The organism is Cupriavidus plantarum (assembly GCF_905397285.1).
GTDB lineage: Bacteria > Pseudomonadota > Gammaproteobacteria > Burkholderiales > Burkholderiaceae > Cupriavidus > Cupriavidus plantarum.
Genome location: NZ_CAJPUX010000002.1, coordinates 577,779 through 604,124, shown reverse-complemented (window position 1 = coordinate 604,124; position 26,346 = coordinate 577,779). Strand labels below are relative to the sequence as shown.

The following is a 26,346-nucleotide window of genomic DNA, read 5'->3' as shown; positions in this document are numbered from 1 at the left end:
GCGGGAGCTGCCTATCTCCGGCTGGCCATCCGACATCCCGGTCCGGCTCGACCGCCTGCCATGGTCTCCATGGCACTGGCGGGTCGCGATCGCCCTTGGCATCGCGTGGGTACTGGATGGGCTGGAGGTCACGCTGGTCGGCTCCGTCGGTGCCGTACTCGAACGGTCCGACACGCTCGCGCTCACGGCCGCGGACGTCGGCTGGAGCGGTTCGCTCTATATTCTCGGCGCCGTCACGGGCGCGCTCGTCTTCGGTCGCATGGCCGACCGCCTCGGTCGCAAGCGGCTGTTCCTCGCGACGTTATTCGTCTACATGGGCGCGACGCTGGCCACGGCGTTCTCGCCCGATTTCGCCTTTTTTGCGGTGTGCCGGTTTCTGACGGGGCTGGGCATTGGCGGGGAGTACGCGGCCATCAATTCCGCGATCGATGAACTGATTCCCGCGCGGGTGCGCGGGCGCGTGAATCTCGCGATCAATGGCAGCTTCTGGCTCGGGGCCGCGCTGGGCGCAGGGCTGAGTCTCGTGGTGCTGGACCCTCGCGTGCTTGGGCCCGTGTGGGGCTGGCGCGTGTGCTTCGCGCTCGGGGCGGTGCTGGCGGTGGCCATCGTGCTGATCCGGCGTCATGTGCCCGAGAGCCCGCGATGGCTGGCCCGGCATGGGCGTCATGCGGAGGCGGAGCGGATCATTGCGGGCATCGAGGCGGAGGTTGGCCGATGGCAGGAGCGGCGGATGGCGAAACGAGGCGGAATCGCGCCGGTGTCGTCCGCGTGGGCCGGCGCTGTGACGGGTGATGCGATCGATACGACCGCCGCGGCCGCGACGCCCGCGCCCGACGTCGGGCAGCCCGCGCTGTCCCTGCGCGAGCTGATCGGGGTCCTGCTGAAACGCTACCGCACCCGCAGCATGGTGACATTCGTGCTGATGGTGTCGCAGGCGTTCTTCTACAACGCCATCTTCTTCACGTACGCGCTCGTGCTGACCCGCTTCGAAGGCGTCGCCGAAGAACGCGTGGCGCTGTACCTGTTCCCCTTCGCACTGGGCAACGCGGCGGGCCCGCTGATCCTCGGCCCGCTATTCGACCGCGTGGGCCGCCGCAAGATGATCGCGCTGACCTACTGCCTGTCAGGCATCGGACTGGCTGCCACGGGCTACGCGTTCATGCACGACATGCTCGACGCCCGCTCGCTGGCCCTCTGCTGGTCCGGCGTCTTCTTCCTCGCCTCCGCCGCCGCGAGCTCGGCGTACCTGACCGCCAGCGAAGTCTTCCCGCTCGAGATGCGCGCGCTCGCCATTTCCATTTTCTACGCGGTGGGCACAGGCACAGGCGGCTTCATCGCGCCCGTCCTCTTCGGCACCCTGATCGAAACCGGCAGCCGCGACGCCGTCGCCGCGGGCTACGGCATCGGCGCCCTGCTGGTCATCGCCGCGGGCCTGCTGGCCCTGCGCTACGGCGTGGACGCGGAACGCCGCTCGCTGGAGGACATCGCGCCGCCGCTGCAATAGAAAATCCTTAGTCGCCCATTGGCAGTTTGAGATTCGTCTCATATTCACCGACGCGTCCGTAGCAAAGAATCGGTTTTTCCCCTTCCAACCCGGAAGCCGCCGCCGAGGAAAACCCGACATGCCACGACGACATACAGTGCCGCCCGCGCAACGGCTTGCCGCCGCCCATTCCTTTGAAGCGGATGCCGCAGCACTGCTGGGCGATGTACGCCGGCTCATCGAGGCATCTCGCCAGCGAGCCGTTACAGTCGTGAATGCGGAGCTATCGACGTTGTACTGGCATATTGGGCACCGCGTGCATACGGAGGTTCTGGCGGGACAACGTGCCCGCTATGGTGAGGAAATTATCCAGACGCTGGCCAGTCAACTCGTTCTGGACTACGGGCGCAGCTTCGCCGAGAAGAACCTGCGCCGGATGGTGCAGTTCGCGATGAGCTACCCGGACGAAGCGATTGTCGTGACGCTGTCTCGACAATTGAGCTGGTCCCACTTCGTGGCGCTGCTGCCGCTGAAAGACCCGCTTCAGCGGGACTTCTACGCGCAGATGGCCAGCAGCGAGCGTTGGAGCGTGCGCACACTGCGCGAGCGAATCGACTCGATGCTGTATGAGCGCACCGCGCTATCCCAGGCGCCGGGTGAAACCATCGCACGGGAACTGGCGGCGATGCGCGACGCGCAGCGCGTGTCGCCCGCGCTCATCATGCGCGACCCGTACATCCTTGATTTCTTGTCCCTGCAGGACACATGGCAGGAGCGGGATCTCGAGGCGGCGATCATTCGTGAAATGGAGTCATTCCTGTTGGAGTTGGGCGCCGGTTTTTCCTTTGTAGCCCGACAGAAACGCATTCAGATCGATGACGAGGACTTCCATCTCGACCTGCTGTTCTACAACCGTAAGCTGCGGCGACTGGTCGCGGTAGAGCTGAAGGTCGGCGAGTTCAAGCCGGCGTACAAAGGGCAGATGGAGCTTTACCTGCGCTGGCTCGACAAGCACGAGCGCGAGGAGGCGGAGGCTTCGCCGCTGGGCATCATCCTGTGCGCGGGAAAGAAGGCCGAGCAGATCGAACTGCTGGAGTTGGACCGGTCAGGCATTCACGTTGCCGAATACCTCACCACGTTGCCGCCCCGCGAGGTGCTTGCGGAACGGTTGCAGCAGGCGACGCGGCGGGCGGCGTCGCGGTTTGCGCGGTGCAGCGTCGAGCGCGGTGCATTGGCTGGGTCTGAATCCGAATGCTAGCTCAGTCCATCGAGCACGATATGCTGGCCGTGCATGGCCTGTGCCGCGTCGGAGGCGAGGAAGGCGATGGTGCGGGCGGCGGTGCCGGTTGACACCCAGTTGGCGGGGTCGGACTTGGGCATGGCGCTGCGGTTGGCCGGGGTGTCGAGGATGCTGGGCGCGATGCTGTTCACGTTGATGCCGGCGGCGCGGACTTCGTGCGACAGGCATTCCACCAGCCGTTGCAGCGCGCTTTTGGACGCGATGTAGGCGGCCATGGTGGCGGCGCCGGTGCTTGCCGCGCGGGCGGTGACGGCGATGACCTTGCCGCTGCGCTGGAACATCATCGCGGGGATGAAGTGGCCCGTCACGGCGACGAAGGACCAGGCGTTCAGATCCATCATGCGGGTCCACGATTCGCGGCTCAGGGCGTGCGTGGGTTCCCCCATTTCGAAGCCGCCGGCGACGTGGACAAGGACGTCCACCGAGCCGAAGGCGTCGAGAATCGCCGCGGCGACCGGGGCCATGGCGGCGTCGGAGGTCACATCGGCCGCATGCAGCAGATGGCCGCCGTGGTCGGGTTCCGGGTGGGCGAATACGCTCTGCAGGTGCTGGAGGCTATGGTCGATCAGCGCGAGCCGCGCGCCCTCGCCGGCAAAGCGGCTGGCGACCGCGCGGCCGAGGGCGCCGGCCGCGCCGGTGATGACGACATGGCGGGCGGGCTTGCTGGCTTCCATCGGGGTCTCCTGTCCGGGGCGGTCTATCCACCATAGAACCCCCACCGCCCGGCTGCCACCTCATCCCGCCACCGGCGCCAGCGGCACCACAACTGTGCAGCACCAAACGCCCCAAAGTGTGTATGGCCCGCCGGGAGCGACTCGGCGATGATGCGGCTCCGCACAGCACAGCACAGGATCCGAATTGTCCACGACCCGCATCAGCCAGAGCGCCACGCTAATTGCCGTCCTGGCGCTGATCGGGTCGATGGCATCGCTCTGCGTCGGCACGTCGTTCGCCAAAAGCCTGTTCTCGGCCGTCGGCGCGCAAGGCACCACCGCGCTGCGCGTCGGATTCTCGGCGCTGATCCTGCTCGCGGTGTGGCGCCCATGGCGGCTCCCGCTGTCGGCCCGTCACGCACGTGTCATCGCGCTGTACGGCGCCTCTCTGGGGGCGACCAACCTGTTGTTCTATATGGCGCTCCGCAGCATCCCCCTCGGCCTCTGCATCGCGATCGAGTTCATGGGTCCGCTGACCGTCGCCGTCCTGTCGTCCCGCCGCGCCATCGACTTCCTGTGGATCGCGTTCGCGGTCGTCGGCCTGCTGATGCTGCTGCCGCTCGGCGACGCCGCCACCCATCTGGATCCGGTGGGCCTCGGCTACGCAATGGCGGCCGGCGTCGGCTGGGCGCTCTATATCGTGTTCGGCCAGATGGCCGGCAGCGCACACGGCGGTCAGGCCACCTCGCTCGGCCTGACGATGGCGGCCATCGTAGTCTTCCCGTTCGGCCTCGCCCATGCAGGCATGGACCTGTTCACGCCATCACTGCTGCTGTCCGGCCTGGCCGTCGGCCTCCTGTCGAGCGCGATTCCTTATTCGCTGGAAATGGTGTCGCTGAAGCGGTTGCCGCGTAAAACCTTCGGCATCCTGCTGAGCATGGAGCCCGCCATGGGCGCGCTGGCCGGCCTCGTGTTCCTGCACGAGCAACTGACCATGGTCCAGTGGCTGGCCATCGGCAGCATCATCGCCGCGTCGATCGGCTGCACGGTCACCGCGCGCGGCAAGCGCAACGTCGCGGACGAAGGCGTCCCCGCCTGAGCCGCGGAAGCGGGAAATCAGCCCTGGAACCAGTCGTGCGCGAGCCACGCTTCGCGCCTTACGGAAGCCAGCCGCAGACTGACTTCTTGCACGTACGCGTCGCCGGGCGCCCGGCGCGTGCTGAAACCGAGCTCCCGCACAATCGCGAGCATTCGGCGATTCTCGCTGAGCACGTCCCCGCGCATCCCACGCAGCCCCGCTGCCCGCGCCAGTTGCTGGAGATGCTGGATCAGCCGGCGCCCAAGGCCGCGCCCCTGCCAGGCATCGGCCACCACCACCGCGAACTCGGCCTCGTCGGCGTCGTTGACCACATAGACGGCATTCGCAACCACCTCGTCGCCATCGGTCACCACCAGCGCGATATCGCGGCCGTCATGGCGCCCGAGCACACGGCTCACGACGGCATCCCCCACCTGCCCACCAGACAAAAAGCGGAAATAACGCGATTCTCGCGACAGCCCATCGATAAACCGGCGCAGCGCGGACACATCGCCCGGCTCCGCGCCGCGCACGGTCACGTCGCGATCGCCGCACACGGTCCAGCGCAGGGACATCTCGTTCGTTGGGGTGTCTTGCCGTGCCATGATGCAACCTGACTATTTAATTAGTAGTCAGCAGTATAGGCATTCCCCTGACTTTTGCAAATGAAGTCAGCGTGCTATGGTGAGAGCATCATGTCTTCCTCGAACTCGCCCCCCCCGGCGCACCCGGCGCACCCGGCCCGCTCGCCCCACCCCGCTGGCGCCAGCGCCAGCCCGGAACCGTCGCCGCTGCCGCCGCCGATCGACCTGAGCCAGTGCTCGATCGCGGCCGCCCTGTCGCTCGTCGGCGAAAAGTGGACGATTCTCATCCTTCGCGATGTGTTCTCCGGCGTCCGGCGCTTCGACGACTTCCTCTCGCGGCTCCAATGCTCCCCCGCCGTGCTATCCGCCCGGCTCAAGACGCTGACCGAGGCCGGACTGCTGCGCAAGGTCAGCTACAAGGAACCGGGAGAACGGGAACGATTCGGCTATCACCCGACGCGCGCGGCCGTCGAGTTGCTGCCGGTGCTTGTCGGCCTGATGCAATGGGGCGACGCGCATCTGACGGCCTGCGGACAAGGCCCCGCCGAAGTCCGCGCGCGCTCGACGGGCCGCAAGGTCCGCGTGGCGCTGGTGGACGAGCATGGCGACCCCGTCGCGCCCAACGACATGGTGTTGCAGGCGGTAGCCACCGCCTCCACCGCCTCCACCGACTGAGCCCGTCCGCATTGCCCCAAAACGCTGCACTGCACCACGACCGTGCCACCGCCCCAGTGTGGCGCGACGGTGACGGTGCATGCATGGCGGCCCGCGCGCACATTCCACCCGATAAAGTAATTAAAAAAGCACTTTCAAGCTTGGCACACCGCTTGCGATAAGGAAAGCGGGCCGATCAACGGCGATCCGCCCACCCCACATCGCACGCTGGCTATCCCATGTAGCCGGCGGTAGGACAACGGCGTCCCCAGACACTGGTCATCCGACCAGGCGCTCGGGACGCCTTTTGTTTTTGGAGCCACGAATGATCGGCAAAGCCACCCGCATCGATCTGCTGAGCATGAAAACGCCGCAGATGCGCGCCTTCCACCTGACCTGGATGGCGTTCTTCGTCTCGTTTTTCGCGTGGTTTGCCTGCGCGCCGCTGATGCCGGTGCTCAAGGGCGAGTTCGGCCTGACACCGAACCAGATTGCCAACATCAATATCGCCGCGGTCGCCGTCACGATTCTCGTGCGGCTGGTCATCGGCCCGATGTGCGACCGCTTCGGCCCGCGCAAGACTTACACCGGCCTGCTCGCTATCGGCGCCCTGCCCGTTCTCGGCGTGGCGATGGCCCAGAACTACGAAACGTTCCTGTTCTTTCGCCTGTTGATCGGCGCGGTCGGCGCGAGCTTCGTCATCACGCAGTACCACACGTCCGTGATGTTCGCCCCCAACGTCGTCGGTACCGCCAACGCGGCCGCTGCCGGCTGGGGCAATGCGGGCGGCGGCGTCGCGCAGGGCCTGATGCCCCTGTTGCTCGGCGCGGTGCTGTTCCTCGGCGTGGACCACACGCTCGGCTGGCGCATCGCGCTGATCGTGCCCGGCGTGCTGATGCTGATCATGGCCGTCGTGTACTGGCGCTATACGCAGGACTCGCCCGAGGGCAACTTCTCCGACTTGCGCGCCCGCGGCATCGCCGTCAGCGGTGGCAAGGGCGGTGGCGGCTGGGCCAGCTTCCGCGCGGCCAGCGCCAACTACCGCGTGTGGATGCTGTTCATCACGTACGGCGCGTGCTTCGGCGTCGAGCTGTTTATCCACAACGTGGCCGCCACGTACTACGTCGATCGCTTCGGCCTGTCGCTCAAGTCGGCCGGCCTCGCGGCGGCCAGCTTCGGCCTGCTCGCACTGTTTGCCCGCGCACTCGGCGGCTGGCTGTCGGACAAGGCGGCGCAACGCCGCGGCCTCGACGCACGCTCGATGCTGCTGTTCGTCTTCATCCTCGGCGAAGGCCTGGGCCTGCTGTGGTTCGCGCAAGCATCCAGCGTGACGCTAGCCATCGTCGCGATGCTGATGTTCGGCCTGTTCACGCATATGGCCTGCGGCGCGACGTATGCGCTGGTGCCGTTCATCGATCGCAAGGCGCTCGGCGGCGTCGCGGGGATCATCGGCGCGGGCGGCAACGTCGGCGCGGTGGCGGCCGGCTTCCTGATGAAGGGCCTCGGCGATCTGCATCAGACACTCACGTGGCTCGGCATCACGGCCACCATCGCCGCGCTGTGCGCGATCGCCGTGCGCTTCAGCGCCGAGCACAAGGCGCGCGAACAGGCGCTCTACGACAGCGCGCTCGGCACGCAGCCCTGAGCCGCGCCATCCCGTTTCCATCGCATACAAGATCCCCAGGACAGCCATCATGAAAATCGTCATCGTCGGGCACGGTATGGTCGGCCACAAGTTCCTCGAAGTGCTGGCCGAGGCGGGCGCGAGCGACCTCGAGGTGACCGTGCTCTGCGAAGAGCCGCGTCCCGCTTATGATCGCGTGCACCTGTCCGAATTCTTCGCGGGCAAGTCGGCCGAGGACCTTTCGCTGGTCCCCGCAGGCTTCTTCGAGCAGCACGGCAACATGCTGCTCCGTCTGAACGCGAAGGCGACCGCGATCGATACCGCCGCGAAGACGGTCACCGCCTCCACCGGCGAAACGCTGCCTTACGACAAGCTGATTCTCGCCACGGGTTCGTATCCTTTCGTGCCGCCCGTGCCGGGCAAGGACCGCAAGGACTGCTTCGTGTATCGCACCATCGAGGACCTGGAGGCCATGCAGGAGTGCGGCACGCGCGCGAAGCGTGGCGTGGTGATCGGCGGCGGCCTGCTCGGCCTCGAATGCGCGAAGGCGCTCCGCGACATGAACCTCGAGACCCACGTGGTCGAGTTCGCGCCGCGCCTGATGGCGGTACAGGTCGACGACGGCGGCGGCCGCATGCTTCGCCAGAAGATCGAAGCGCTTGGCGTGACGGTGCATACGGGCAAGAACACCGTCGAGATCGTCGATGGCGAGGCGGGCACGCATCGGATGAACTTTGCCGATGGCACGCACCTCGACGTCGACATGATCGTGTTCTCGGCCGGTATCCGTCCGCGCGACGAACTGGCGCGCGCCAGCGGCCTGGCGGTAGGCGAGCGCGGCGGCATCGTGGTGGACAACAGCTGCGTCACATCGGATCCGAACATCTACGCCATCGGCGAATGCGCGCTGTGGCAGGGCAAGATCTTCGGCCTGGTGGCTCCCGGTTACGACATGGCGCGCGTCGCCGCCAAGCATCTTCGCGGCAATACGGGTGAAGGCGCGGAGTTCGCAGGCGCCGATATGAGCACCAAGCTCAAGCTGATGGGCGTGGACGTGGCCAGCATCGGCGATCCGCACGGCAACGTGCCGGGCAGCCGCTCGTACCAGTTCACCGACGAGCGCAAGCAGATCTACAAGAAGCTGGTCGTGTCCGATTGCGGCAAGTACCTGCTTGGCGGCGTGCTCATCGGCGATGCAACGGAGTACGGCACGCTGCTGCAGATGATGCTGAACCGCATCGAGCTGCCGGAATCGCCCGAGTTCCTGATCCTGCCGTCCTCCGACGGACAAGCCAGGCCCGCGCTCGGCGCGGACGCGCTGCCCGATACCGCCCAGATCTGCTCGTGCAACAACGTGAGCAAGGGCCAGATCTGCGCGGCGGTGAGCGATGGCGCCACGAGCATCGGCGCGCTGAAGTCGTGCACGAAGGCGGGTACCGCTTGCGGCGGCTGCGTGCCGCTCGTCACGCAGATCATGAAGGCGGAGATGAAGAAGCAGGGCATGGCGGTGAACAACCACCTGTGCGAGCACTTCCCCTACTCCCGCCAGGAACTGCATCACCTCGTGCGCGTCGGCAAGTTCAAGAGCTTCGACGACCTGCTGGTCGCGCACGGCAAGGGCATGGGCTGCGATATCTGCAAGCCGACCGTCGCCAACATTCTTGCGTCCTGCTGGAACGACTTCGTGCTGCAGACGGAACACGCGAGCCTGCAGGATTCCAACGACTATTTCCTCGCCAATATCCAGAAGGACGGCACGTATTCCGTGGTGCCGCGCATGCCCGGCGGTGAGGTCACGCCCGATGGATTGATCGCCGTCGGCCAGGTCGCGAAGAAGTACGGTCTCTACACCAAGATCACCGGCGGCGCACGCGTGGATATGTTCGGCGCGCGGCTGGAACAACTGCCGCTGATCTGGGAGGAGCTGATTGCCGCCGGCTTCGAATCGGGGCATGCCTATGGCAAGTCGCTGCGCACGGTGAAGTCGTGCGTCGGCTCGACGTGGTGCCGCTACGGCGTGGACGATTCGGTTGGGCTCGCGATCCAGCTCGAGAATCGCTACAAGGGCCTGCGCGCGCCGCACAAGATCAAGTTCGGCGTGTCGGGCTGCACGCGCGAATGCGCCGAAGCACAAGGCAAGGACGTGGGCGTCATCGCCACGGAAAAGGGCTGGAACCTCTACGTCTGCGGCAACGGTGGCATGAAGCCGCGCCATGCCGAACTGCTCGCCGGCGACCTCGATCGCGAAACGCTGCTGCGCTACATCGACCGCTTCCTCATGTTCTACATCCGCACGGCTGACCGCCTGCAACGCACGAGCGTCTGGCGCGACAACCTGGAAGGCGGCCTCGATTACCTGAAGTCGGTCGTCATCGACGACAAGCTCGGCATCGGCGCGGACCTCGAGGCCGACATGCAGCATATCGTGGACACCTACGAAGACGAATGGAAGCGCGCGGTCACCGATCCCGCCACGCGCCAGCGCTTCCGCCATTTCGTGAACAGCGACAAGTCGGACAACAACGTGCTGTTCATGGAAGAGCGTGGACAGGTGCGCCCCGCCACCCCGGAGGAACGGAAATTGCAGCACGCAAGCCTGCGCCACATCCCCGTGGTGGCCGTGCCCGCAAACGCAGCATAAGCGCTGAAAAGGCGCCGAAAACGAATGGAGAACGTGATGAGCCATACGCATCGGAACGAAACCTGGACTGCCATCTGCACCTTGCGCGATATCGTGCCCAATACTGGTGTGTGCGCATTGGTCGACGACCAGCAGGTTGCAGTTTTCCGCATTGGCCGCGGCGAAGAGGTCTATGCCATCGCCAACTTCGACCCCAACTCGCAGGCCGCCGTGCTGTCGCGCGGTATCGTCGGCAATCTGGGCGACCGCCTCGTGGTGGCGTCGCCGATCTACAAGCAGCACTTCGACCTGCGTACCGGCGAGTGCCTGGAAGCGCCTGAGCATTCGGTGCAGGCGTTCTCCGCGCGCGTCTACGATGGCAAGGTCTGGGTGGCGCCCATCGACACCGGCGCGATGACGGAGAGCGAAACAGAGGAGCTTGCCGCATGACGTCCACGCCAGCTTCCCGCAAGCCCCGCCTCGTCGTGATCGGCAACGGCATGGCCGGCATGCGCACGGTCGAGGAACTGCTGAAGCTGGCGCCCGACCTGTATGACATCACCGTGTTCGGCGCCGAGCCGCACGGCAACTACAACCGCATCCTGCTGTCACCGGTGCTCGCGGGCGAGAAGACCGTCGATGACATCATGCTCAACACGCGGGAGTGGTACACGCAGAACGGCATCGAGCTGTTCGCGGGCGACCCCGTCGTGGCGATCGACCGCCCGCGCCGCGTCGTGCGCGCGCAATCGGGCCGCGAAGTCAAATATGACCGCCTGCTGATCGCCACGGGCTCCACGCCGTTCATCCTGCCGGTGCCGGGCCACACGCTCGACGGCGTGATCGCGTTCCGCGACATTCAGGACGTCGAGAAAATGCTGGCCGCCGCGCGAGATCATCGTCACGCGGTGGTCATCGGGGGCGGCCTGCTCGGGCTGGAAGCCGCCAACGGCCTGCTGCGTCAGGGCATGCAGGTCACCGTCGTGCACAACACCGACAGCCTGATGGAGCGCCAGCTCGACAAGCCCGCCTCCGCGCTCCTCAAGGTGGCCCTCGAACGCAAGGGCCTGCGCTTCCTGCTGGCGGCGCAGACCGAAGCCATCCTCGGTGACGTCGGCGAATCGCCGCGCGTCATCGGCGTGCGCTTCAAGGATGGCAGCGAGATCCCGGCGGACCTCGTCGTCATGACCGCCGGCGTACGGCCGAACATCGCGCTCGCGGCCAGCGCCGGTCTGCATTGCGAGCGCGCGATCGTCGTTGACGACACGCTGCAGACGTTCGACCCGCGCGTCTACGCGGTGGGCGAGTGCGTGCAGCACCGCCGCGCGACGTTCGGCCTCGTCGCCCCTATCTGGGATCAGGCGCGCGTCTGCGCCGCCCATCTCGCGGGCGCGGGCCATCGCCGCTACGTGCAGCAGGCGACCGCGACCAAGCTCAAGGTGACCGGCGTGGACCTGTATTCTGCCGGCGATTTCATCGGCGGCGAAGGCAGCGAGGACCTCGTGCTGCGAGACCCCCGCCGCGGCATCTACAAGCGCCTGGTGCTGCAGAACGGCAAGCTCGTCGGCGCGGTGCTGTACGGCGACGTCAAGGACGGCCCGTGGTACTTCGACCTGATTCAGACTGGCCAGCCCGTACATGCGCTGCGCCAGCGCCTGCTGTTCGGCAAGGCGCAGTGCGAAGCGCTGGCCGCTGCCTGACTCGCATTCCGTAACGAGAGACACTAGCGTGAACTTGTCCGATATTGCCGTCATTTCGGCCACCACGACCGCCACGCCGACGACCACGACCTCGACCTCGACCTCGACCACATGCCCGTACTGCGGCGTCGGCTGCGGCGTCAAGGCGACCGTGCGCGCCGACGGTCAGGTGGAGATCCAGGGCGACGCGGATCACGCGTCGAACTACGGCCGCCTCTGCGTCAAGGGATCCGCGCTCGGCGACACGGTGTCGCTCGACGGCCGCCTGTTGCATCCGCAGATGCGCGAGGCCGACGGCACGCTGCGCCGCGTGTCGTGGGACACCGCGCTGGATGCCGTGGCACAGGGCTTCTCGAAGGTCGTTGCCGAACACGGTCCCGATGCGGTCGCGCTGTATGTGTCGGGCCAGATCCTGACCGAGGACTACTACGTCGCCAACAAGCTCATGAAGGGCTTTATCGGGTCGGCGAACATCGACACCAACTCGCGCCTGTGCATGTCGTCGGCCGTGGCGGGACACAAGCGCGCGTTCGGCGAGGACCTCGTGCCGTGCAGCTACGAGGACCTGGAGCAGGCGGACCTCGTGGTGCTGGTGGGCTCCAACACCGCGTGGTGCCATCCGATCCTGTTCCAGCGGCTGTCGAAGGCGCGCGAGGCGCGGCCCGACATGAAGATCGTGGTCATCGATCCGCGCCGCACCGCCACGTGCGAAATGGCGGACATGCATCTGCCGCTGCGCGCCGGCAGCGATGTGACGCTGTTCAACGGCTTGCTTGCATACCTCGCACGCCATGGCCATGTGGACGAGGCATTCGTCGCCGCGCATACGGCGGGGCTCGACGAGGCCCTGCGCGCGGCCGATGCGGAGACCATGGACGTGGCCGCCGTGGCCAGGGCGTGCCGGCTCGATCCGCAAGACCTCGAAGCGTTCTACGCGCTGTTCGCGGGCACGCGCAAGGTGGTCACCGCGTTTTCGATGGGCGTGAACCAGTCGTCGTCGGGCACCGACAAGGTCAACAGCATCATCAACTGCCATCTGCTGACGGGGCGCATCGGCGCGCCGGCGATGGGACCCTTCTCGCTGACGGGCCAGCCTAATGCCATGGGCGGCCGCGAAGTGGGCGGTCTGGCCAACATGTTGGCCGCGCATATGGAACTGGCCGATCCGCTGCATCGGGACATCGTGCAGACGTTCTGGCAGTCGCCCGCCATGGCAGACAAGCCCGGGCTCAAGGCCGTGGACTTGTTCCGGGCGATCGAATCCGGGCGCGTCAAGGCAGTGTGGGTAATGGCCACCAATCCGCTCGTCAGCCTGCCCGATGCCGACCAGGCCCGCCGCGCGCTCGCGAAGTGCGAACTCGTGGTCGCCTCCGATATCGTCGTGCGGACCGACACCAACGACGCCGCGCGCATCCTGTTGCCCGCGCTGGGCTGGGGCGAAAAGGACGGCACGGTGACCAACACCGAGCGCCGCATCTCGCGTCAGCGCGCTTTCCTCCCCGTGCCGGGCGAAGCGCGCGCGGACTGGGACATCGTCAGCGATGTGGCGCGCCGCATGGGCTTTGCCGGCTTCGACTACACGTCGGCGCACGAAATCTTCGACGAGCATGCGCGGCTGTCCGCTTATCGGAACGACACGGGCGCCGAGGGCGATGCGTGGCGCGCGTTCGATATCGGCGGGCTCGCGGGGCTGAACAGGCAGGACTACGACGCGCTCGAACCCGTGCAATGGCCGCTGTCCCAACACGGTCACGGCGGCACGCGGCGTCTGTTCACCGACGGCCGTTATGCGCATCCCGATGGCCGCGCGCGCTTCGTGCCGACGCCGCCGCGCGCGCCGATGCATGCGACGGACGACGCGTATCCACTGGTGCTCAACACCGGCCGCGTGCGCGACCAATGGCATACGATGACGCGCACGGGCCGTTCCGCGCGGCTCGGCGAACACGTACCCGAGCCGATCGTCGACATGCATCCGCAGGACGCGCTGCTCTGTGGCGTGAGCGAGGGCCGTCTGGCGCGCGTGACGAGTCAGTGGGGCGCGATGGTCGCACGTGTCCGGCACGGCGGCGGTATCGCGCGTGGCACGGTGTTCGTGCCGATCCACTGGAACGATCAGTTCAGCTCCGACGCGCGCGTCGGCGCGGTGGTCAATCCCGCCGTAGATCCCGTGTCCGGAGAGCCCGAATTCAAGCACACGCCCGTGCGCGTGGAAGAGTTCCGCGTGTCGTGGCATGGCTTTGCCCTGGCACGCGACGGTGTGGATCTCGATCGGCTGACGTGGTGGACGCGCGTGCAGGGCCGCGAGTTTCATCGCTACGAGTTCGCGGGGCGCGAGACCGTGGCGGATCGTTCCGCATGGGCGCGGGAACTGCTCGGCGTGACGGACCCCAATGCCGACTGGATCGAGTACGAAGATCGCACGGCCGGCGTCTACCACGCGGGCTATGTGGTCGACGACCGGCTCGCCGCCTGCGTGTACGTGTCCACGCGGCCCGACCTGCCATCGCGCACATGGCTGTCGCAACTGTTCTCGCACGCGCGGCTCGAGGACACGGACCGCATTGGCCTGCTGCTGGGTCAGCCGATGGAAAAGGTCGCGGACGCGGGCCCGACGGTGTGCTCCTGCTTCGGCGTGGGGCGCAATACGATCTGCGATGCGGTGCGCAAGCACGACCTCAAGACACCTGCCGAGATCACGCAGTGCGTGAAGGCCGGCGGCAATTGCGGGTCATGTGTGCCTGAACTCAAGAAGCTGCTGGCGGAGATTCGCGTCGCCGAGGCGGCCTGACGCTGAGGCCGCCAGCCGGTAACGCGCGATCATCTGACGCACCGCGCTGACATAGCGCTGTGTTTCCGCGTACGGTGGAATGCCGCCGTACCGCTCCACGGCCGCCTCGCCTGCGTTGAAGCCCGCTAGCGCGAGGTCGACGCTGCCGCTGAAGCGGGCCAGCAGCCACGCGTAATACCTCACGCCGCCCCGGATGTTGTCCGTCGAATCGAAGGCGTCTCGAACGCCAAAGCGCAGCGCGGTGCCCGGCATCAGTTGCATGAGTCCCTGCGCCCCCGCGCGCGACACCGCGCGCGGATTGAAGGCCGACTCCACATGGATGATGGCGCGCACGGTAGCCGCGTCGATGCCGTACTCGCGCGCGACCGCATCGATCTCTCTTGCGTAGGATGCGGTGTCCAGCGGGCGCAGTCCATAGGGCTGCGCGGGCTCGCGTCTGACCGTGACGGCCACATCGATGCCCGGCACGCGGCGGCACACCATGCCTTGTACACGCTGGCTGGCGTACAGCGTGGCGCCGCCCGGGTCCGTGCAGACGAGCATGGCCCATGCGGACGCCGGCATCAGGAGCGCCGCCAGCGCAAGGCCGACCGTCGCCGCGATGGCGGTCGCGAGCAACCGGCCAAGCAGCCTGCGGAGCGTGAAGATGGACATCTCGCGCCTCGGCCTTTCGACGTGCTACTTCGTGTTGTCCACGACGACCTGACCGTTGTACTCGACCTTGCCACGGAAGAAGTAGTCGGTGCACCGCTTGTAGTCGCCTGGGATCACGAGCGAGAACGGCATCTGGTAGTCCACCAGCTTGCAGCCGATGGCCGGCTTGCCGTCGCGCCACGACCAGTCCTTGTCCAGATACGCCTTGACCGCGGCGGCCGATCCCTCGATGAAGCCGCGCATGTTGGCGCAGCCGAGCGGTTCGTCGGGGAGAATCGGCACGCCGAGTTCCTCCGCCATGGCGCGATAGGCGGCGATGCGATTGGCCACCTGCGGCTTTTCCGCGCCGCCACCGCCGCACTCGATGCCGCCGTTGATGATGTACACCGTCGCGCCGAAGCCAGGCTTCATGTTGTTGGCGAGGTCCACCGCATTGGGGGTCCATGTGCCGTCGATCACCCATGTCATGGGGGGCTTCGGCGTTTGTGGCGTGACGGCGAACCACACTGCCGACGCGAAGTTCAGCCACGTGTCGGCGACCTTGCCCGGATTGTCCAGCAGCAGGTTGACGTCGCCGTACAAGGCTTGCGAGAACGGACCGAAGTTGTAGTTCCACGACAGCTGCTTGGCGCCGCGGCCGAAGTAGTCCAGGAACTGGCCGCTGGCGTTCTTTGCGCAGGGGTAGAAGATCCAGTTGGTGGCGTGGGAACCCGGGGCGCATTGCTGGTAGGCGCCGACCGACGAGCCTTCTTCATAGCCGGATTCCCTGAGGAACCACAAGCCTTGCCGCCATGCGTCGATGGGCGCGTCTTGCGGCATCTTCGCGAGGACGGGGTTATTGTGCTCGGGGTAGCCCGATCGTGCTTGTGCCGGAGTGAGCGATGGCCAGTTCGCGCCGGTTTCCTGCACGAAGTGTGCGAACGACGTGGCGAGCAGCTTCTTGCAGATGGCGACGGCATCGCGGCCGTCCTTGTAGTCGCCGCAATAGGCCGGGAATTTGGCGATGCCCCGGAGGAGGTTCACGTAGGCGTATTGGCTGTGGCGGATGGGGAAGATGGCGTCGAACCTGGCCTCGGGCAGAACTTGCTCCACGCGCCTGACGTTCGACGGGTTGTCCTGGCGGCCCGGTTGGACGAACTCGACTTCCGCATCTGGCAGCACGCGTAGCGCGTCGCGGATAAGCGCGATCTGCCCAGCCGTTTGATCTACCAGCGACGCCTCGTATTGGGCGAGCTCCGATGCGGAGGGATAGCCGGCGGGCTCGGCGATGTACGTGATCTTCGGCTTGTACGCCGCGGCGGCCGGTGCCGGTGCCGGTGCCGGTGCCGGTGCCGGTGCCGGTGCCGGTGCCGGTGCCGGTGCTGGTGCTGGTGCTGGTGCTGGTGCTGGTGCTGGTGCTGGTGCTGGTGCTGGCGCTGGCACTGGCGCTGGCGCTGGAGCAGGCGCCGGAGCCGGAGCTGGTGCAGGCGCCGGAGCCGGAGCTGGTGCAGGCGCCGGTGCGGGCGTCGGCGCAGGCGATGGCGCGGGCGCCGGGCTCGGCGCCGGTGTTCCCGCGCACGGCCCGAGATCTTCCCAGACGCCCCACGCCCCGGACTGCGCGGGATTGTCGCCCTGTGTCCACCACTTGTTGCGATAGTTGCGGCCGTTGTAGGAGACGCGCGTGCCCGCCTCCGCGTACGCCTGCCCGCCCGACCACGCAGCAAAACAGGCACCCGCGGGCGCGGGGGCGGGCGCTGGGCTCGGGCTCGGCCCTGGGGCTGGAGCTGGAGCTGGAGCTGGAGCTGGCGATGGCGATGGCGATGGCGATGGCGATGGTGCCGGCACCGGCGCCGGGCTCGGCGTGCCTGCCGGCCCGATGTCTCGCCACAGCGTGGGAGACACCGCCGGATTCCACCCGGCGCCGACAAATGCGGTATGCGCCTGCAGCGCCTGATACACGCGTCCGTTGTACGCGACCTGCGCGCCCGCCGCATACGTCGCGCCCTCGCGCCATGCCTCTTGTCCGAAGGCCGCCCCCGTGACGATCGCCATCGCCGCGCTCAACAGCGGCAGCGTCCTGTGATGGAATGCCATAGTCCAGTCTCCTTCAGCGCCGCATCATGCTGTTGCTTGGGTAATGCACGAACTTCCATTCGCTGTAGCTCTTCTGCAGAGAGAAGCTCGCGTACTCGTCGGGAAAACCGTCCTGCTTGAGCGGTATGCCCGGCGCGTTGCTGTACACGCCATAGAGCTCCCCCGAGGGCCCGCGTATGACCTGCCAGTCGGCTTCGCCCATCGGATCGCGGTATTGCGCCCGCAGGAACCGCCGCGCAAACGACGCGCGCGGGTCGGACAGCAGATCGGAGAAGTCGCGCGGATACGCGCCGCTTGCATCGGCCGCGACGTACGCGCGGATCGCCGCGTGGATGGCGTGCCCGTTGCGCAGCAGTTCCTCTTCGCGCGAGCGCTGCGCGAGCGTGGACCACATCTCCCCCACGCGCGCGAGCCAGATGCCCATCAGCGCCACGCACATCAGCGCCCAGATGATCCCGAACCCGCGCTCCCGGCGCGCCGGACGAAAGCGCCTGTCACCACGTCCCATAATCGGTCCCATCTTTTCCCTTCCCACTCGCGCCACTCCGCACGTCATACACCCCGGGTTTTCCATCCGGCGCCGGCACCGTCTTCCACGTGCTGCGGCTCTGGGTCACCGTGTCGAGCGGAATCTCCCGCAGGTAGCGCTTCTGCACGAGTTCCTCGAGCGACCCCGGATACCGCCCCTCATCCGCCCGAAACCTGTCGATCGAGTCGCGCATCGCCGTCAGGTTCTCGCGCAGCACGGTCTCCCGCGCCTTGTCCGCCTGCCCGAAATAACGCGGCACGACCAGCGTGAGCAGCGTCGCCAGAATCGCAAGCACCACGAGCAGCTCGATCAGCGTGAACCCTCTGCGGACAAGATCGATCGGACGCATCACGGCGGTCACCATTGCCGGTAAGGCACACCGTTGAGCCCGACATCCGCCGACTGCGAATACACGTCATAGACATCCACCCCCTCGCGCGGCGCATCCGCCGGGCTCGCATAGCTGCGGCGCCCCCAGGTCTTCGCGTCCGCCGTGCTCGGGCAATCGCACATGGGATCGCGCGGAATCCGGCGCAGAAAGTAGATGCGCGCCTTCGTGGGACTCGTCTTGTCGGGCACCCCCTCGACGAGCGTCTCTAGCGTCGCGGGATAGCCGCTGTCACCGATCGTGCGATCGATCTTGCCGGCCTCGGCAGCGGCCTTGTACGCGTCGATCGCATCGCGCATCTTCCAGAGCATGCGTTTAAGTTCTTCCTCCTTCGCACGCTGCGCCGCCACCTGCGTCAGTGGCAACGCCACCGACGCGAGCATCGCGACGATCGCAAGTGTCACCAGCATTTCGATCAACGTGAAGCCGCGCATGACACCGCCCTCCTACTGCCCCGGCGGGCGCGACCCGGGCGGCGCCGCGGGCGGTGGCGCCGGGGTTGGCACAGACGTTGGCACAGACGGCGGCACAGAGGGGGCCCCGCCCACCCTCGGCGGCATCCGCACATCCCCCGAGATGATGTCGCGCTCGGTCGTGATGCGCCCTTCCGTGCCCGAGTCGAACGTCACGATATGCCCGGCTGGCATCTCCTGATGCCGCACCACCCGCGGCGTCAGCAGCAGGATGAGCTCGGTCTGCTTTTCCTCCTGCGTGCGCGTGCCGAAGATCCGGTCGAGAATCGGAATGCGGCTCAACCCCGGCAGCCCCTGCCCCGTATCGCGCTCGTTGCGCTGGAGCAGCCCCGCCAGCACCTGCGTCTGATTGTTGCGCACGCTCATCACGGTCTCCGCGGATCGCGTGCCGATCTGATAGACGATGAGCCCGCTATCGGTCTGGATTCTGTCCGTGACGTTCGACACCTCGAGCCGCATCTTGACCTGCACCTCGGTGCTGCCGACGATGACCGGCGCGACCTCGAGCGTCAGCCCCACGTCCTGGTAATTGACGCTCTCCGAACTGAAGTTGCTCGACAGCGTGGTCGTCACCACCGGCAGCCGATCGCCGATCAGCACCTTGGCCTTCTCGCGGTTCCTCACACGAATGCGCGGGTTCGCCAGCGTCTTGGTCTTGCCCTGGCTTTGCAGAATGTCCAGCGCGAGCGACGGCGCGCCGAGCCGCACGAGGATGTCGCTGCCGTTCAGATGCCGAAGCTGATCGAGCGTGAGCACGCCGGGCACGCGCGATGTCGGGTCGTTGTCGTCAGGCAGCGGCTGCGCGGTGAACTCGACGCGTCCGGGATACTGGATACCCAGTTGCAGCAGATCGGACGCGTTCACTTCCAGGATCTGCGCCTCGATCACGACCTCGGCGGGCACGACGTCGAGTGCGGCAACCAGCCGCTCGGCCACCTTGATCGCCTCCGCGGTGTCGCGCATGATGATTGCGTTGGTCCGCTCGTCGAGAATCAGGTCCTTCGACTTGACCATTTGCTTCAGCGTGGCCAGCACCTGCGGTGCCTGGGCGTTATGAAGGTAGAACGTCCGCACGACGAGGTCCCGGTACTCGGCTTCCTTGTCCTGCCGCTTCGGATACACGAGCAGCGAATTGCCGCTGACGATCTTGCTGGCCAGCTGGTTGGCCTGCAGCACCAGCGTCAGCACCTGCCGCACGGGCGTGTTGGTCGCGTAGATCGTGGTGGGCGCGGTGGCGACGACCTCGCGGTCGAACGTGAAGTTGAGTCCCGTGATGTTCGACACGAGCTCGAAGATGCTGATCAGCGGCTGGTCGCGGAACTGCACCGTGATGGGCTGGCTCAGGTCGCGCGACAGTTGCGGGCCCAGGTCCTGCCCTTTCGGGGCGGTCAGTTCGTTGCGCAGGCGACCGGCGCGAACGTTGGCGGGCTGCTTCGCCAGGACGTCGTTGACGATCGCCAGCGCCTCGTCGGGGCGATCGCCGCGTACCGCTTCCGCATGCGCCACCGCCATGTCGAGCGGCGCCTGGCGGTCGATCCACTCGATCATCGAGGTCGGCGTGTCGTCGCCGGGCGCGGCCGCCTGCGCCCGTTGCGCAAACATGCGTGCCTGCGCCGCGTCGCCGGCCTCGTAGGCCACCACTGCCCGCGACAGGTAGTCATTCGCGACCTGCCGCCGCTGGGCGAGATAGCGACTCCGGATATCGAGGTCGTCCGGATACTCCGCGCTCGTCCGTGCCAGCACCTGCAAGGCCTCGTCTGGCGGCAGGCCCGCAAGCCTCTGGTCGAGTTCGCGGTTTCGCATGTCGGTGGCACAGGAACACAGCAGCATCGACACGATCACGCGGGCCGCCACCCTACCGAGCCGTTTCATTTTCCGCCTCCCAGTGATATCGACTGGCGCCGCTTCATCGGCAGGTAAGTCAGCGCGATCTCGTCCCGCGTGACCTGTTCGATGCGGTAGGCACCGAGCAGCGTGCTACCCACGCGCAGAAAGCCCTTCTTCTGGCATGCCGCGCAGACCGGGAACTCCTGTGCGCCGACCGTCAGCACCGCGTAGACGTCCCCGTGCGGGTCGATCCATAGCGACCGCACGCGAAACGGCAGCGGAGGCGGGTCCTTCGGCGGCGGCGGGGGCGGAGGTGGCGGGGGCGGCGGGGGCGGTGGCGGGAGCCAGGACTGACTCGGGAACAGGTCCACGATGGGCGGCTCTGCCGCCGCGCCCGATGCCCCTTGTTGTGCCCCTTGTTGTGCCCCTTGCTGCGCGGGTGCTCCGGGTTGCCCGCCCCGTTGGGCAGCAGCCGGGACACTCGACAGCCCGAGCAACAAGGCCACCGGCCACGCCATGCGCGCGGCGTCAACGCGCTCGCGAATCCGCGCGCGGCTCATGGCGACACCTCGACGAGAAACGAACACTTGAGCCGCACGTCGAGCTGCGTCTTGTCGATGCCCGTCCGCGAGAGCGATACACGCTCGATGCGAACGCCACGCAGTAGCCGCAAGTCGGACACGAACATCCGGACAGGCAGGTAAGCGCCCGTGAACGTGGCCTCCACGAGGTAGCGTCGCAGCGATGCCTCGTCCTCGGTGGCCATCTGGTAAGTGACCTGCGGAATCGACAGGCCATGCTTGCTGGCGATGGCGTGGAAGCTGTGGAGGAACACCGAGAATCGCTGGTCGGCGTTCATGCCGCCGCCGACTACGTCGGGGGCGGGTGTCGGGGCGTGCTTGAGTTCCGCTTCCCGCCGCGAAAGGTCTTCCTCCCGTCGCGCGAGGTCCGCCCGCATCGGCAGAATCTCCATGACGACGACGCCTGTCGCCGCCACCATCAGCAGCAGCGCCAGCCAGCCGAACGTGCCGAAGCGCCATCGCGCGCGGCGAAGTTCCCATAGCCATCGCGTCACGGCGCCCCCTTGGCGGGGGGCGCTGAGGCACTGGCGCCACCCTCCGCCGCGGGGGCCGCCGGCAGGCCGCGATACGGGCGCCAGATGACCTGCAGCGCCGTCTCGACGGACTTCACCGGCGGCCCCGGCTTCTCGACTTGCCGCTTGATGACCACGCGCTCCGTGTTGGGTTGAGAGGCCAGCCAGTCCGCGAACGACAGCGCCTCCTGCGCGCTGCGCGTCTCGAACACGAGGTTGATCTCGCGCGTGGCGGTGGCTAGTTCCGCCGACAGCAACGCGAGGTTCGGCCGCCAGCCATGTTCGATCAGATGCCGCGCGGGCTCTGTCGCGTACCGTTGCATCGCCATGAGCTCGCGGGCGCGCGGGTCCTCCAGGTTGCGGTGCGCCTTGCTGATGGTCTCGCGTTGCCGCTCCTGCGCGGCCATCGCATCGTCGCGCGCGTCGAGCGCCTGGCCCCGCTCCTGCAGCGCCCCCAGAAGCTGCAATGCGCCCACCAGCACGCCCACGCCCAACGCGACGGCGATCAGCCCCGGCGCGGACGGGGGCCGGTTCCCCCTGGCAAAATCGAGCGCGGCGAGGTTCATCGCGGGATCTCCCAAGGCGTCGGCAGCCAATGCATCGTCCCGGCCGTGTCATCGGCGTCCCCGGGCTCCGCGCGTGCTTCCCGCACCGTGCCGATGACGTACGTCCGTTCGGGCGCCTCCACCCCGCACAACATCGTCGCATCGCGCATGGCATCGTCGATGTGCGCCAGGACCGGCCCCGCGACCGGCAGCGTCACGAATGCCGTCCACTGCCCCGCCGCGCGAAACCCGCAATGCGCAATCGCGCCCTCTGCGGCAATGTCCTCGAGCTCCACCACCGCGATGCGGCCATCCTCGATGCGCGCCGCGTAGTCCCGGCATGCGCATACATAACCCGGCTCGATGCCCGCGATCCGCAGCTTGCGCGTCGCGCATAGCCGCTCGATCCCGGCGCACAACGCTTCCGGCATCGCCGCGGCCAGCCGCGACTGGCCCCAGGCCGCGTCGGGTACGACGAAGCGCCATCCGCCCGGATTTCCGAAGCCCCCGCGCGCGAACTGCGTGCGCGCCTGCGCGACCCAGTCCTCGGGCGTCGGTATCGGCCGCCATGACAGCGGGAAATAGCAGACAAACGGCGCGCCGACGATCACCCGCAGCGTATGCAGGCCGCGCTTCGCGGGTGTCGGCGCGAGCGCCTCGACCACGGCGAGCGCGGCACCGACGTCGCCACTGCTCGCGAGCGGCAATGCCTTTTCGCCAACGCCAGACGTGTCCAGCGCGCAACCCCGCTCGCCATCGAGCCATAGTTCCACGCGGCTATGCCATGCCGAGGCACGCGACCCGGCAAGCGCCAGCCTGCGCGCCATCAACGACCTGGCGACCATCTCGCGCCACCGGCGCCCCGACACGGCGGCGCGATCCATGAGCGACCGCGACTGGTTGAGCCATTGCGGCATGGTTCCTCCTCGCGCTACGGCAGCGCGGCCTCCACCACCGTCACGCGGTTGACCTCCGCGAGGGTGGTACGCCCGTCAGCCACCGCCCGCATCGCCACCTGCCGGATAGGGATAAAGCCGTTGTCGCGCGCCACCTGCTTGAGTTCGCCCACGGGCCGTCGCTCGACGAAGCATTGCTTGACGGCATCGTTGAATCGCAGCACCTCGGCAATCGGTTGCCGGCCGAGATACCCCGTCTTGCGGCACGCATCGCACCCCGCCCCGCGCCGGAAATGCCAGCCGGCTACCTCCGCGCGCGTCAGGCATGACGCGGCGAGCAGCGCGTCGTCGGGCGGCGCGTCGTCGATCGCGCAGTGCGGGCAAATCCGGCGCATCAGCCGCTGCGCCACGGCACCCAGCATCGCTTCCACGAAACTGTGTATATCGACATCCATATGCAGAAAGCGGTCGAGCACCGCGAACACGTTGTTCGCATGCACCGATGTCAGCACGAGGTGGCCCGTCAGCGCGGCCTGCACGGCAATCCCCGCGGTCTCGCCATCGCGAATCTCGCCGACGAGGATCTTGTCGGGGTCGTGCCGGAGGATCGATCGCAGCCCGCGCGCGAAGGTCAGCCCCTTCTTGTCGTTGATGGGAATCTGCAGCACACCGGCCAGTTCGTACTCGACGGGATCCTCGATCGTGATGATCTTTTCCTCGCCGGTATTGATCTCGGACAGCGTGGCATAGAGCGTCGTGGACTTGCCCGAGCCGGTCGGCCCCGTCACGAGGATGAGCCCGTAAGGCTCATGCGCGATGGCGCGGATCGCCGCGACGATATCGTCCTCGTGACCGATCGCATCGAGCCGCATCGGCGCGTCCTCCTTCCCTCCACGCTGCTTGTCGAGCACGCGCAGCACAGCATCCTCGCCATGCACGGAAGGCATGATGGAAACGCGAAAGTCGATCTCGCGATGATTGATCCGCGCCTTGAAGCGGCCATCCTGCGGCACGCGACGCTCGCCGATGTCGAGCTCCGACATGACCTTGAGCCGCGACAGCACCTGCTCGGCCACCTCCGCGCCATTGGCGCGCCCCGTGGTTTGCAGCACGCCGTCGATGCGGTACTTGATGACGAGCCCGCCTGCGACGCTCTCGATATGGATGTCCGACGCGCGGAACTTGAGCGCGTCGTACAGCGAGGAGTTGACGAGCCGCACCACCGGGTGCACGTCCGCCGCGAGCGACGCAAGGGTGATCTCCACACCCGCCTCGCCAACGCGAATCTCGTCGAGCCCGCCGCTGACCGGGTCGAGCGTGCGATGCGCGGCCTCGTGCATCGCCAGGAATGACGACAGATCGCCCGGCACGCAGAATGCGAAGTGGAATCGTACACGGAGGCGTTGCAATGCCCACGCGCGATGCTCAGGCAGAAATGGATTGGCGAGGATCAGCAGCAGTTGCCCCTCTCCCCCGCCATTCGCGCCGTGCGATGCCTCGTCCCGCGCCAGCAGGCAATCGTGCGCCATGGCCTCGGCAAACGGCAGCAGGTCGAAGCAAGGCGTCAGCGCATCGAGCGTCTCCGCGTCGATGCCGCGCAGCCCGCAGGCATCATGTACGCGGCGCAGGTATTCGCCGGGGTCCTTGCCGGATGCCTCCCAGAGCTGCGCCTGCATCGAACGGGGATCGGCCGCCATCTCTCACCCCACACTGCCTGCCAGCTGAAAGATCGGCATGTACAGCAGAAAGATGACCGTACCGACGATGCCGCCGACCACGAGCATCAGCACGGGCTCGAACACACGCATGAGCGTGTCGATTGCCCGGTCGAGTTCCTCGTCGCAGAACTCGGCGGAACGCGTCACCATCTTCGGGAGTTCGCCGCTCTGCTCGCCCACGCGGATCAGCCGCTCCGCCACCGGCGTGGTGAGCCCCGCCGCGGGCAACGCGGCGGAAAGCGACCTGCCCGCGCGGATGTCCTCCAGCGCGCGGGCCAGCGACGGCCGCATGGTCGCGGGGAGCAACTGCGCGGACATCTCCATCGCCGCCACGACGGGCATGCCACCGGACAGCAGCAGCCCCATCGTGCGATAGAAGCGCGTGAGCACGAACAGGTGCTGGTATGTCGCCACTTTCGGCAACCGCGTCAGCATGTCCCGGAGCCATGCGCGCGCGGCGCCCGTGCGCAAGCCCATCACCAGCCCGGCGAGCGTGACGACGATGCCCAGCAACAGCACCATGCCGTGCGCGTGGACCAGCCTGCCCCACCACAGCATCACGCGCGCGCTGGCGGGAATGTCCTTCATCGATTCGTAGACGCTGCTGAACTTCGGCACCACATAGAACGCGAGGAACAGGATGATCAGCGTGCCCGCGGCGATGACGATCACGGGATAGACCATCGACGACACCACCTTCTTGCGCACGACGGCGAGCCGTGCATCGTAATGGTGGTAGCGCTTGAGCGCTTCGGACAACGCGCCCGTGCGTTCCGCGGAAGCCACGGTGGCGACATACAGGACGGGAAACTGCTCGGGCTGCTGCTCCAGCGCCTTGGACAACGGCAACCCCTCGTACAGCGCGGAGACGATGCGCGTCAGCACGGTGCGGTTGATCCCCTGGGCGCTCTTGTCGCGCAGCGTCTCCACGGTCTCGACCAGGCTCAGCCCCGCATCGAGCAACGCGATGAGCTCCTGCGTGAACAGCGCGCTGTCGAAGACCGGCTTGCGGAACGCAAGACTTGCGGCAAGACCCGCGCCGCGCCCCTGGCCCGACGCGTCGTCCGGCAGGATCTCCAACAGTTCCATTCCCATGGCCTCCACCGTGCTTCGCACCTGCGCCTCGTCGTCCGCCTCGATATCGAGCGTTTGCTCGCCACCGTCCGACCTGCCCCGAACCCGATATCGCATGCCGGTCCCTGCTACTTGCTGACGACGTCCTGATCCTCACCGGTGCCGCCCGGCTTGCCGTCGCTGCCGAGCGTCAGCAGGTCGTAGTCCTTCCCGCCATCGCCGGGGCTGCGGTAGACATAGGGCCGTCCCCACGGATCGGCCGGCATGTCGCTGCTCATGTAGGGACCGTCCCATCCCGTGACATTGCCCTGATTGGTCATCAGCGCCTGCAGTCCCGCCTCGGTGCTGGGAAACCGCCCGGTATCGAGCCGGTACCGGTCGAGCGCGTTGGCGATCGACTTCATCTGCGATGCGGCCGTCTTGGTCTTGGCCTTGCCGACCTCGCCGAACAGCCGCGGCCCGACGTACCCGGCCAGCAGCGCAATGATGAGCAGCACCACCAGCAACTCGAGCAGCGTGAAGCCGCGCCGTCGGACGGTCTCGCGGCACTGCCGGTCTCTCTCGCGAAGGCGTCCTGGCATATGTCCTC

General features: G+C 67.1%; 24 protein-coding genes. 9 read left to right on the top strand and 15 right to left on the bottom strand.

Annotation, left to right across the window (positions count from 1 at the left end):
* Nucleotides 1–7 precede the first annotated feature (7 nt).
* Nucleotides 8–1,504 carry an MFS transporter gene (locus KHP16_RS11430; RefSeq protein WP_415831101.1) on the top strand — a complete coding sequence of 499 codons (1,497 nt, stop codon included), beginning with the start codon at nucleotides 8–10 and terminating at the stop codon, nucleotides 1,502–1,504.
* 118 nt (nucleotides 1,505–1,622) lie between these two features.
* Nucleotides 1,623–2,741: a PDDEXK nuclease domain-containing protein gene (locus KHP16_RS11425; RefSeq protein WP_211960204.1), complete on the top strand. Its 1,119-nt coding sequence runs from the start codon at nucleotides 1,623–1,625 to the stop codon at nucleotides 2,739–2,741.
* Here KHP16_RS11425 and KHP16_RS11420 read toward each other — a convergent pair.
* On the bottom strand, nucleotides 2,738–3,457 hold the full coding sequence (locus KHP16_RS11420) for an SDR family NAD(P)-dependent oxidoreductase (RefSeq protein WP_211960203.1): 720 nt from the start codon (nucleotides 3,455–3,457) through the stop codon (nucleotides 2,738–2,740). The two genes, KHP16_RS11425 and KHP16_RS11420, sit on opposite strands and share 4 nt — an antisense overlap.
* 247 nt (nucleotides 3,458–3,704) lie before the next feature.
* Here KHP16_RS11420 and KHP16_RS11415 point away from each other — a divergent pair, with 247 nt between their 5' ends.
* Nucleotides 3,705–4,535 (top strand): EamA family transporter, encoded by an 831-nt coding sequence (locus KHP16_RS11415; protein WP_109583732.1) that lies wholly within the window; start codon nucleotides 3,705–3,707, stop codon nucleotides 4,533–4,535.
* 17 nt (nucleotides 4,536–4,552) lie between these two features.
* Here KHP16_RS11415 and KHP16_RS11410 read toward each other — a convergent pair whose 3' ends face one another.
* Nucleotides 4,553–5,119, bottom strand: coding sequence for a GNAT family N-acetyltransferase (locus KHP16_RS11410; protein ID WP_211960202.1), 567 nt, complete (start codon nucleotides 5,117–5,119; stop codon nucleotides 4,553–4,555).
* Between the two features lie 90 nt (nucleotides 5,120–5,209).
* Here KHP16_RS11410 and KHP16_RS11405 point away from each other — a divergent pair, with 90 nt between their 5' ends.
* The 6 genes from KHP16_RS11405 to KHP16_RS11380 all read left to right on the top strand — a co-directional run bounded on the left by KHP16_RS11405 (nucleotide 5,210) and on the right by KHP16_RS11380 (nucleotide 14,487).
* Nucleotides 5,210–5,773: a winged helix-turn-helix transcriptional regulator gene (locus KHP16_RS11405; protein WP_115953163.1), complete on the top strand. Its 564-nt coding sequence runs from the start codon at nucleotides 5,210–5,212 to the stop codon at nucleotides 5,771–5,773.
* A gap of 304 nt (nucleotides 5,774–6,077) precedes the next feature.
* Entirely contained in the window at nucleotides 6,078–7,397 is a 1,320-nt protein-coding gene (locus KHP16_RS11400) for an MFS transporter (RefSeq protein WP_211960201.1), read from the top strand.
* Between the two features lie 49 nt (nucleotides 7,398–7,446).
* Nucleotides 7,447–10,017 carry a nitrite reductase large subunit NirB gene (gene nirB, locus KHP16_RS11395; protein ID WP_109583241.1) on the top strand — a complete coding sequence of 857 codons (2,571 nt, stop codon included), beginning with the start codon at nucleotides 7,447–7,449 and terminating at the stop codon, nucleotides 10,015–10,017.
* 36 nt (nucleotides 10,018–10,053) lie between these two features.
* Entirely contained in the window at nucleotides 10,054–10,446 is a 393-nt protein-coding gene (nirD, locus tag KHP16_RS11390; protein WP_109583734.1) for a nitrite reductase small subunit NirD, read from the top strand.
* Entirely contained in the window at nucleotides 10,443–11,696 is a 1,254-nt protein-coding gene (locus KHP16_RS11385; protein WP_121491557.1) for an NAD(P)/FAD-dependent oxidoreductase, read from the top strand. The genes nirD and KHP16_RS11385 overlap by 4 nt, the downstream gene beginning before the upstream one ends.
* Nucleotides 11,697–11,724: 28 nt before the next feature.
* Entirely contained in the window at nucleotides 11,725–14,487 is a 2,763-nt protein-coding gene (locus KHP16_RS11380; protein ID WP_211960200.1) for a nitrate reductase, read from the top strand.
* Here the strand turns inward: KHP16_RS11380 and KHP16_RS11375 are convergent.
* Genes KHP16_RS11375 through gspG form a run of 13 tightly spaced genes read right to left on the bottom strand, consistent with a single transcriptional unit; the run spans nucleotide 14,428 to nucleotide 26,338 of the window.
* Nucleotides 14,428–15,141, bottom strand: a complete 714-nt coding sequence (locus KHP16_RS11375) for a lytic transglycosylase domain-containing protein (RefSeq protein ID WP_115953167.1) — start codon at nucleotides 15,139–15,141, stop codon at nucleotides 14,428–14,430. The genes KHP16_RS11380 and KHP16_RS11375 overlap by 60 nt on opposite strands.
* A 24-nt stretch (nucleotides 15,142–15,165) precedes the next feature.
* On the bottom strand, nucleotides 15,166–17,214 hold the full coding sequence (locus KHP16_RS28350; protein WP_244835759.1) for a glycoside hydrolase family 19 protein: 2,049 nt from the start codon (nucleotides 17,212–17,214) through the stop codon (nucleotides 15,166–15,168).
* Nucleotides 17,215–17,227: 13 nt separating this feature from the next.
* Nucleotides 17,228–17,722, bottom strand: coding sequence for a type II secretion system protein (locus tag KHP16_RS11365; RefSeq protein ID WP_109583246.1), 495 nt, complete (start codon nucleotides 17,720–17,722; stop codon nucleotides 17,228–17,230).
* On the bottom strand, nucleotides 17,709–18,092 hold the full coding sequence (locus KHP16_RS11360; protein ID WP_415831103.1) for a prepilin-type N-terminal cleavage/methylation domain-containing protein: 384 nt from the start codon (nucleotides 18,090–18,092) through the stop codon (nucleotides 17,709–17,711). The genes KHP16_RS11365 and KHP16_RS11360 overlap by 14 nt, the downstream gene beginning before the upstream one ends.
* A gap of 8 nt (nucleotides 18,093–18,100) precedes the next feature.
* On the bottom strand, nucleotides 18,101–18,565 hold the full coding sequence (locus KHP16_RS11355) for a type II secretion system protein (protein ID WP_109583247.1): 465 nt from the start codon (nucleotides 18,563–18,565) through the stop codon (nucleotides 18,101–18,103).
* Nucleotides 18,566–18,577: 12 nt separating this feature from the next.
* On the bottom strand, nucleotides 18,578–20,476 hold the full coding sequence (locus tag KHP16_RS11350; RefSeq protein ID WP_211960198.1) for a type II secretion system protein GspD: 1,899 nt from the start codon (nucleotides 20,474–20,476) through the stop codon (nucleotides 18,578–18,580).
* Entirely contained in the window at nucleotides 20,473–20,991 is a 519-nt protein-coding gene (locus KHP16_RS11345) for a hypothetical protein (RefSeq protein WP_211960197.1), read from the bottom strand. Before KHP16_RS11345 ends, KHP16_RS11350 begins: the two co-directional genes overlap by 4 nt.
* Nucleotides 20,988–21,506 carry a hypothetical protein gene (locus KHP16_RS11340; protein ID WP_115953171.1) on the bottom strand — a complete coding sequence of 173 codons (519 nt, stop codon included), beginning with the start codon at nucleotides 21,504–21,506 and terminating at the stop codon, nucleotides 20,988–20,990. Before KHP16_RS11340 ends, KHP16_RS11345 begins: the two co-directional genes overlap by 4 nt.
* Nucleotides 21,503–22,090 carry a hypothetical protein gene (locus KHP16_RS11335; RefSeq protein WP_109583251.1) on the bottom strand — a complete coding sequence of 196 codons (588 nt, stop codon included), beginning with the start codon at nucleotides 22,088–22,090 and terminating at the stop codon, nucleotides 21,503–21,505. Before KHP16_RS11335 ends, KHP16_RS11340 begins: the two co-directional genes overlap by 4 nt.
* On the bottom strand, nucleotides 22,087–22,986 hold the full coding sequence (locus KHP16_RS11330; protein WP_211960196.1) for a hypothetical protein: 900 nt from the start codon (nucleotides 22,984–22,986) through the stop codon (nucleotides 22,087–22,089). Before KHP16_RS11330 ends, KHP16_RS11335 begins: the two co-directional genes overlap by 4 nt.
* A gap of 14 nt (nucleotides 22,987–23,000) precedes the next feature.
* Nucleotides 23,001–24,662 carry a GspE/PulE family protein gene (locus KHP16_RS11325; RefSeq protein ID WP_121491563.1) on the bottom strand — a complete coding sequence of 554 codons (1,662 nt, stop codon included), beginning with the start codon at nucleotides 24,660–24,662 and terminating at the stop codon, nucleotides 23,001–23,003.
* Nucleotides 24,663–24,665: 3 nt separating this feature from the next.
* Nucleotides 24,666–25,874, bottom strand: a complete 1,209-nt coding sequence (locus KHP16_RS11320) for a type II secretion system F family protein (RefSeq protein ID WP_109583254.1) — start codon at nucleotides 25,872–25,874, stop codon at nucleotides 24,666–24,668.
* An 11-nt stretch (nucleotides 25,875–25,885) separates the two neighbouring features.
* On the bottom strand, nucleotides 25,886–26,338 hold the full coding sequence (gene gspG, locus KHP16_RS11315; RefSeq protein WP_109583255.1) for a type II secretion system major pseudopilin GspG: 453 nt from the start codon (nucleotides 26,336–26,338) through the stop codon (nucleotides 25,886–25,888).
* Nucleotides 26,339–26,346: the final 8 nt, after the last annotated feature.

Coding starts and splice junctions, on each gene's coding strand:
- KHP16_RS11345 (WP_211960197.1), bottom strand. CDS start 20,991: ATGAGCCGCGCGCGGATTCGCGAGCGCGTTGACGCCGCGCGCATGGCG.
- KHP16_RS11410 (WP_211960202.1), bottom strand. CDS start 5,119: ATGGCACGGCAAGACACCCCAACGAACGAGATGTCCCTGCGCTGGACC.
- KHP16_RS11320 (WP_109583254.1), bottom strand. CDS start 25,874: ATGCGATATCGGGTTCGGGGCAGGTCGGACGGTGGCGAGCAAACGCTC.
- KHP16_RS11365 (WP_109583246.1), bottom strand. CDS start 17,722: ATGGGACGTGGTGACAGGCGCTTTCGTCCGGCGCGCCGGGAGCGCGGG.
- nirD (WP_109583734.1), top strand. CDS start 10,054: ATGAGCCATACGCATCGGAACGAAACCTGGACTGCCATCTGCACCTTG.
- KHP16_RS28350 (WP_244835759.1), bottom strand. CDS start 17,214: ATGGCATTCCATCACAGGACGCTGCCGCTGTTGAGCGCGGCGATGGCG.
- KHP16_RS11330 (WP_211960196.1), bottom strand. CDS start 22,986: ATGCCGCAATGGCTCAACCAGTCGCGGTCGCTCATGGATCGCGCCGCC.
- KHP16_RS11385 (WP_121491557.1), top strand. CDS start 10,443: ATGACGTCCACGCCAGCTTCCCGCAAGCCCCGCCTCGTCGTGATCGGC.
- KHP16_RS11425 (WP_211960204.1), top strand. CDS start 1,623: ATGCCACGACGACATACAGTGCCGCCCGCGCAACGGCTTGCCGCCGCC.
- KHP16_RS11335 (WP_109583251.1), bottom strand. CDS start 22,090: ATGAACCTCGCCGCGCTCGATTTTGCCAGGGGGAACCGGCCCCCGTCC.
- nirB (WP_109583241.1), top strand. CDS start 7,447: ATGAAAATCGTCATCGTCGGGCACGGTATGGTCGGCCACAAGTTCCTC.
- KHP16_RS11415 (WP_109583732.1), top strand. CDS start 3,705: ATGGCATCGCTCTGCGTCGGCACGTCGTTCGCCAAAAGCCTGTTCTCG.
- KHP16_RS11420 (WP_211960203.1), bottom strand. CDS start 3,457: ATGGAAGCCAGCAAGCCCGCCCGCCATGTCGTCATCACCGGCGCGGCC.
- gspG (WP_109583255.1), bottom strand. CDS start 26,338: ATGCCAGGACGCCTTCGCGAGAGAGACCGGCAGTGCCGCGAGACCGTC.
- KHP16_RS11350 (WP_211960198.1), bottom strand. CDS start 20,476: ATGAAACGGCTCGGTAGGGTGGCGGCCCGCGTGATCGTGTCGATGCTG.
- KHP16_RS11355 (WP_109583247.1), bottom strand. CDS start 18,565: ATGCGCGGCTTCACGTTGATCGAAATGCTGGTGACACTTGCGATCGTC.
- KHP16_RS11400 (WP_211960201.1), top strand. CDS start 6,078: ATGATCGGCAAAGCCACCCGCATCGATCTGCTGAGCATGAAAACGCCG.
- KHP16_RS11360 (WP_415831103.1), bottom strand. CDS start 18,092: ATGCGTCCGATCGATCTTGTCCGCAGAGGGTTCACGCTGATCGAGCTG.
- KHP16_RS11375 (WP_115953167.1), bottom strand. CDS start 15,141: ATGTCCATCTTCACGCTCCGCAGGCTGCTTGGCCGGTTGCTCGCGACC.
- KHP16_RS11325 (WP_121491563.1), bottom strand. CDS start 24,662: ATGGCGGCCGATCCCCGTTCGATGCAGGCGCAGCTCTGGGAGGCATCC.
- KHP16_RS11405 (WP_115953163.1), top strand. CDS start 5,210: ATGTCTTCCTCGAACTCGCCCCCCCCGGCGCACCCGGCGCACCCGGCC.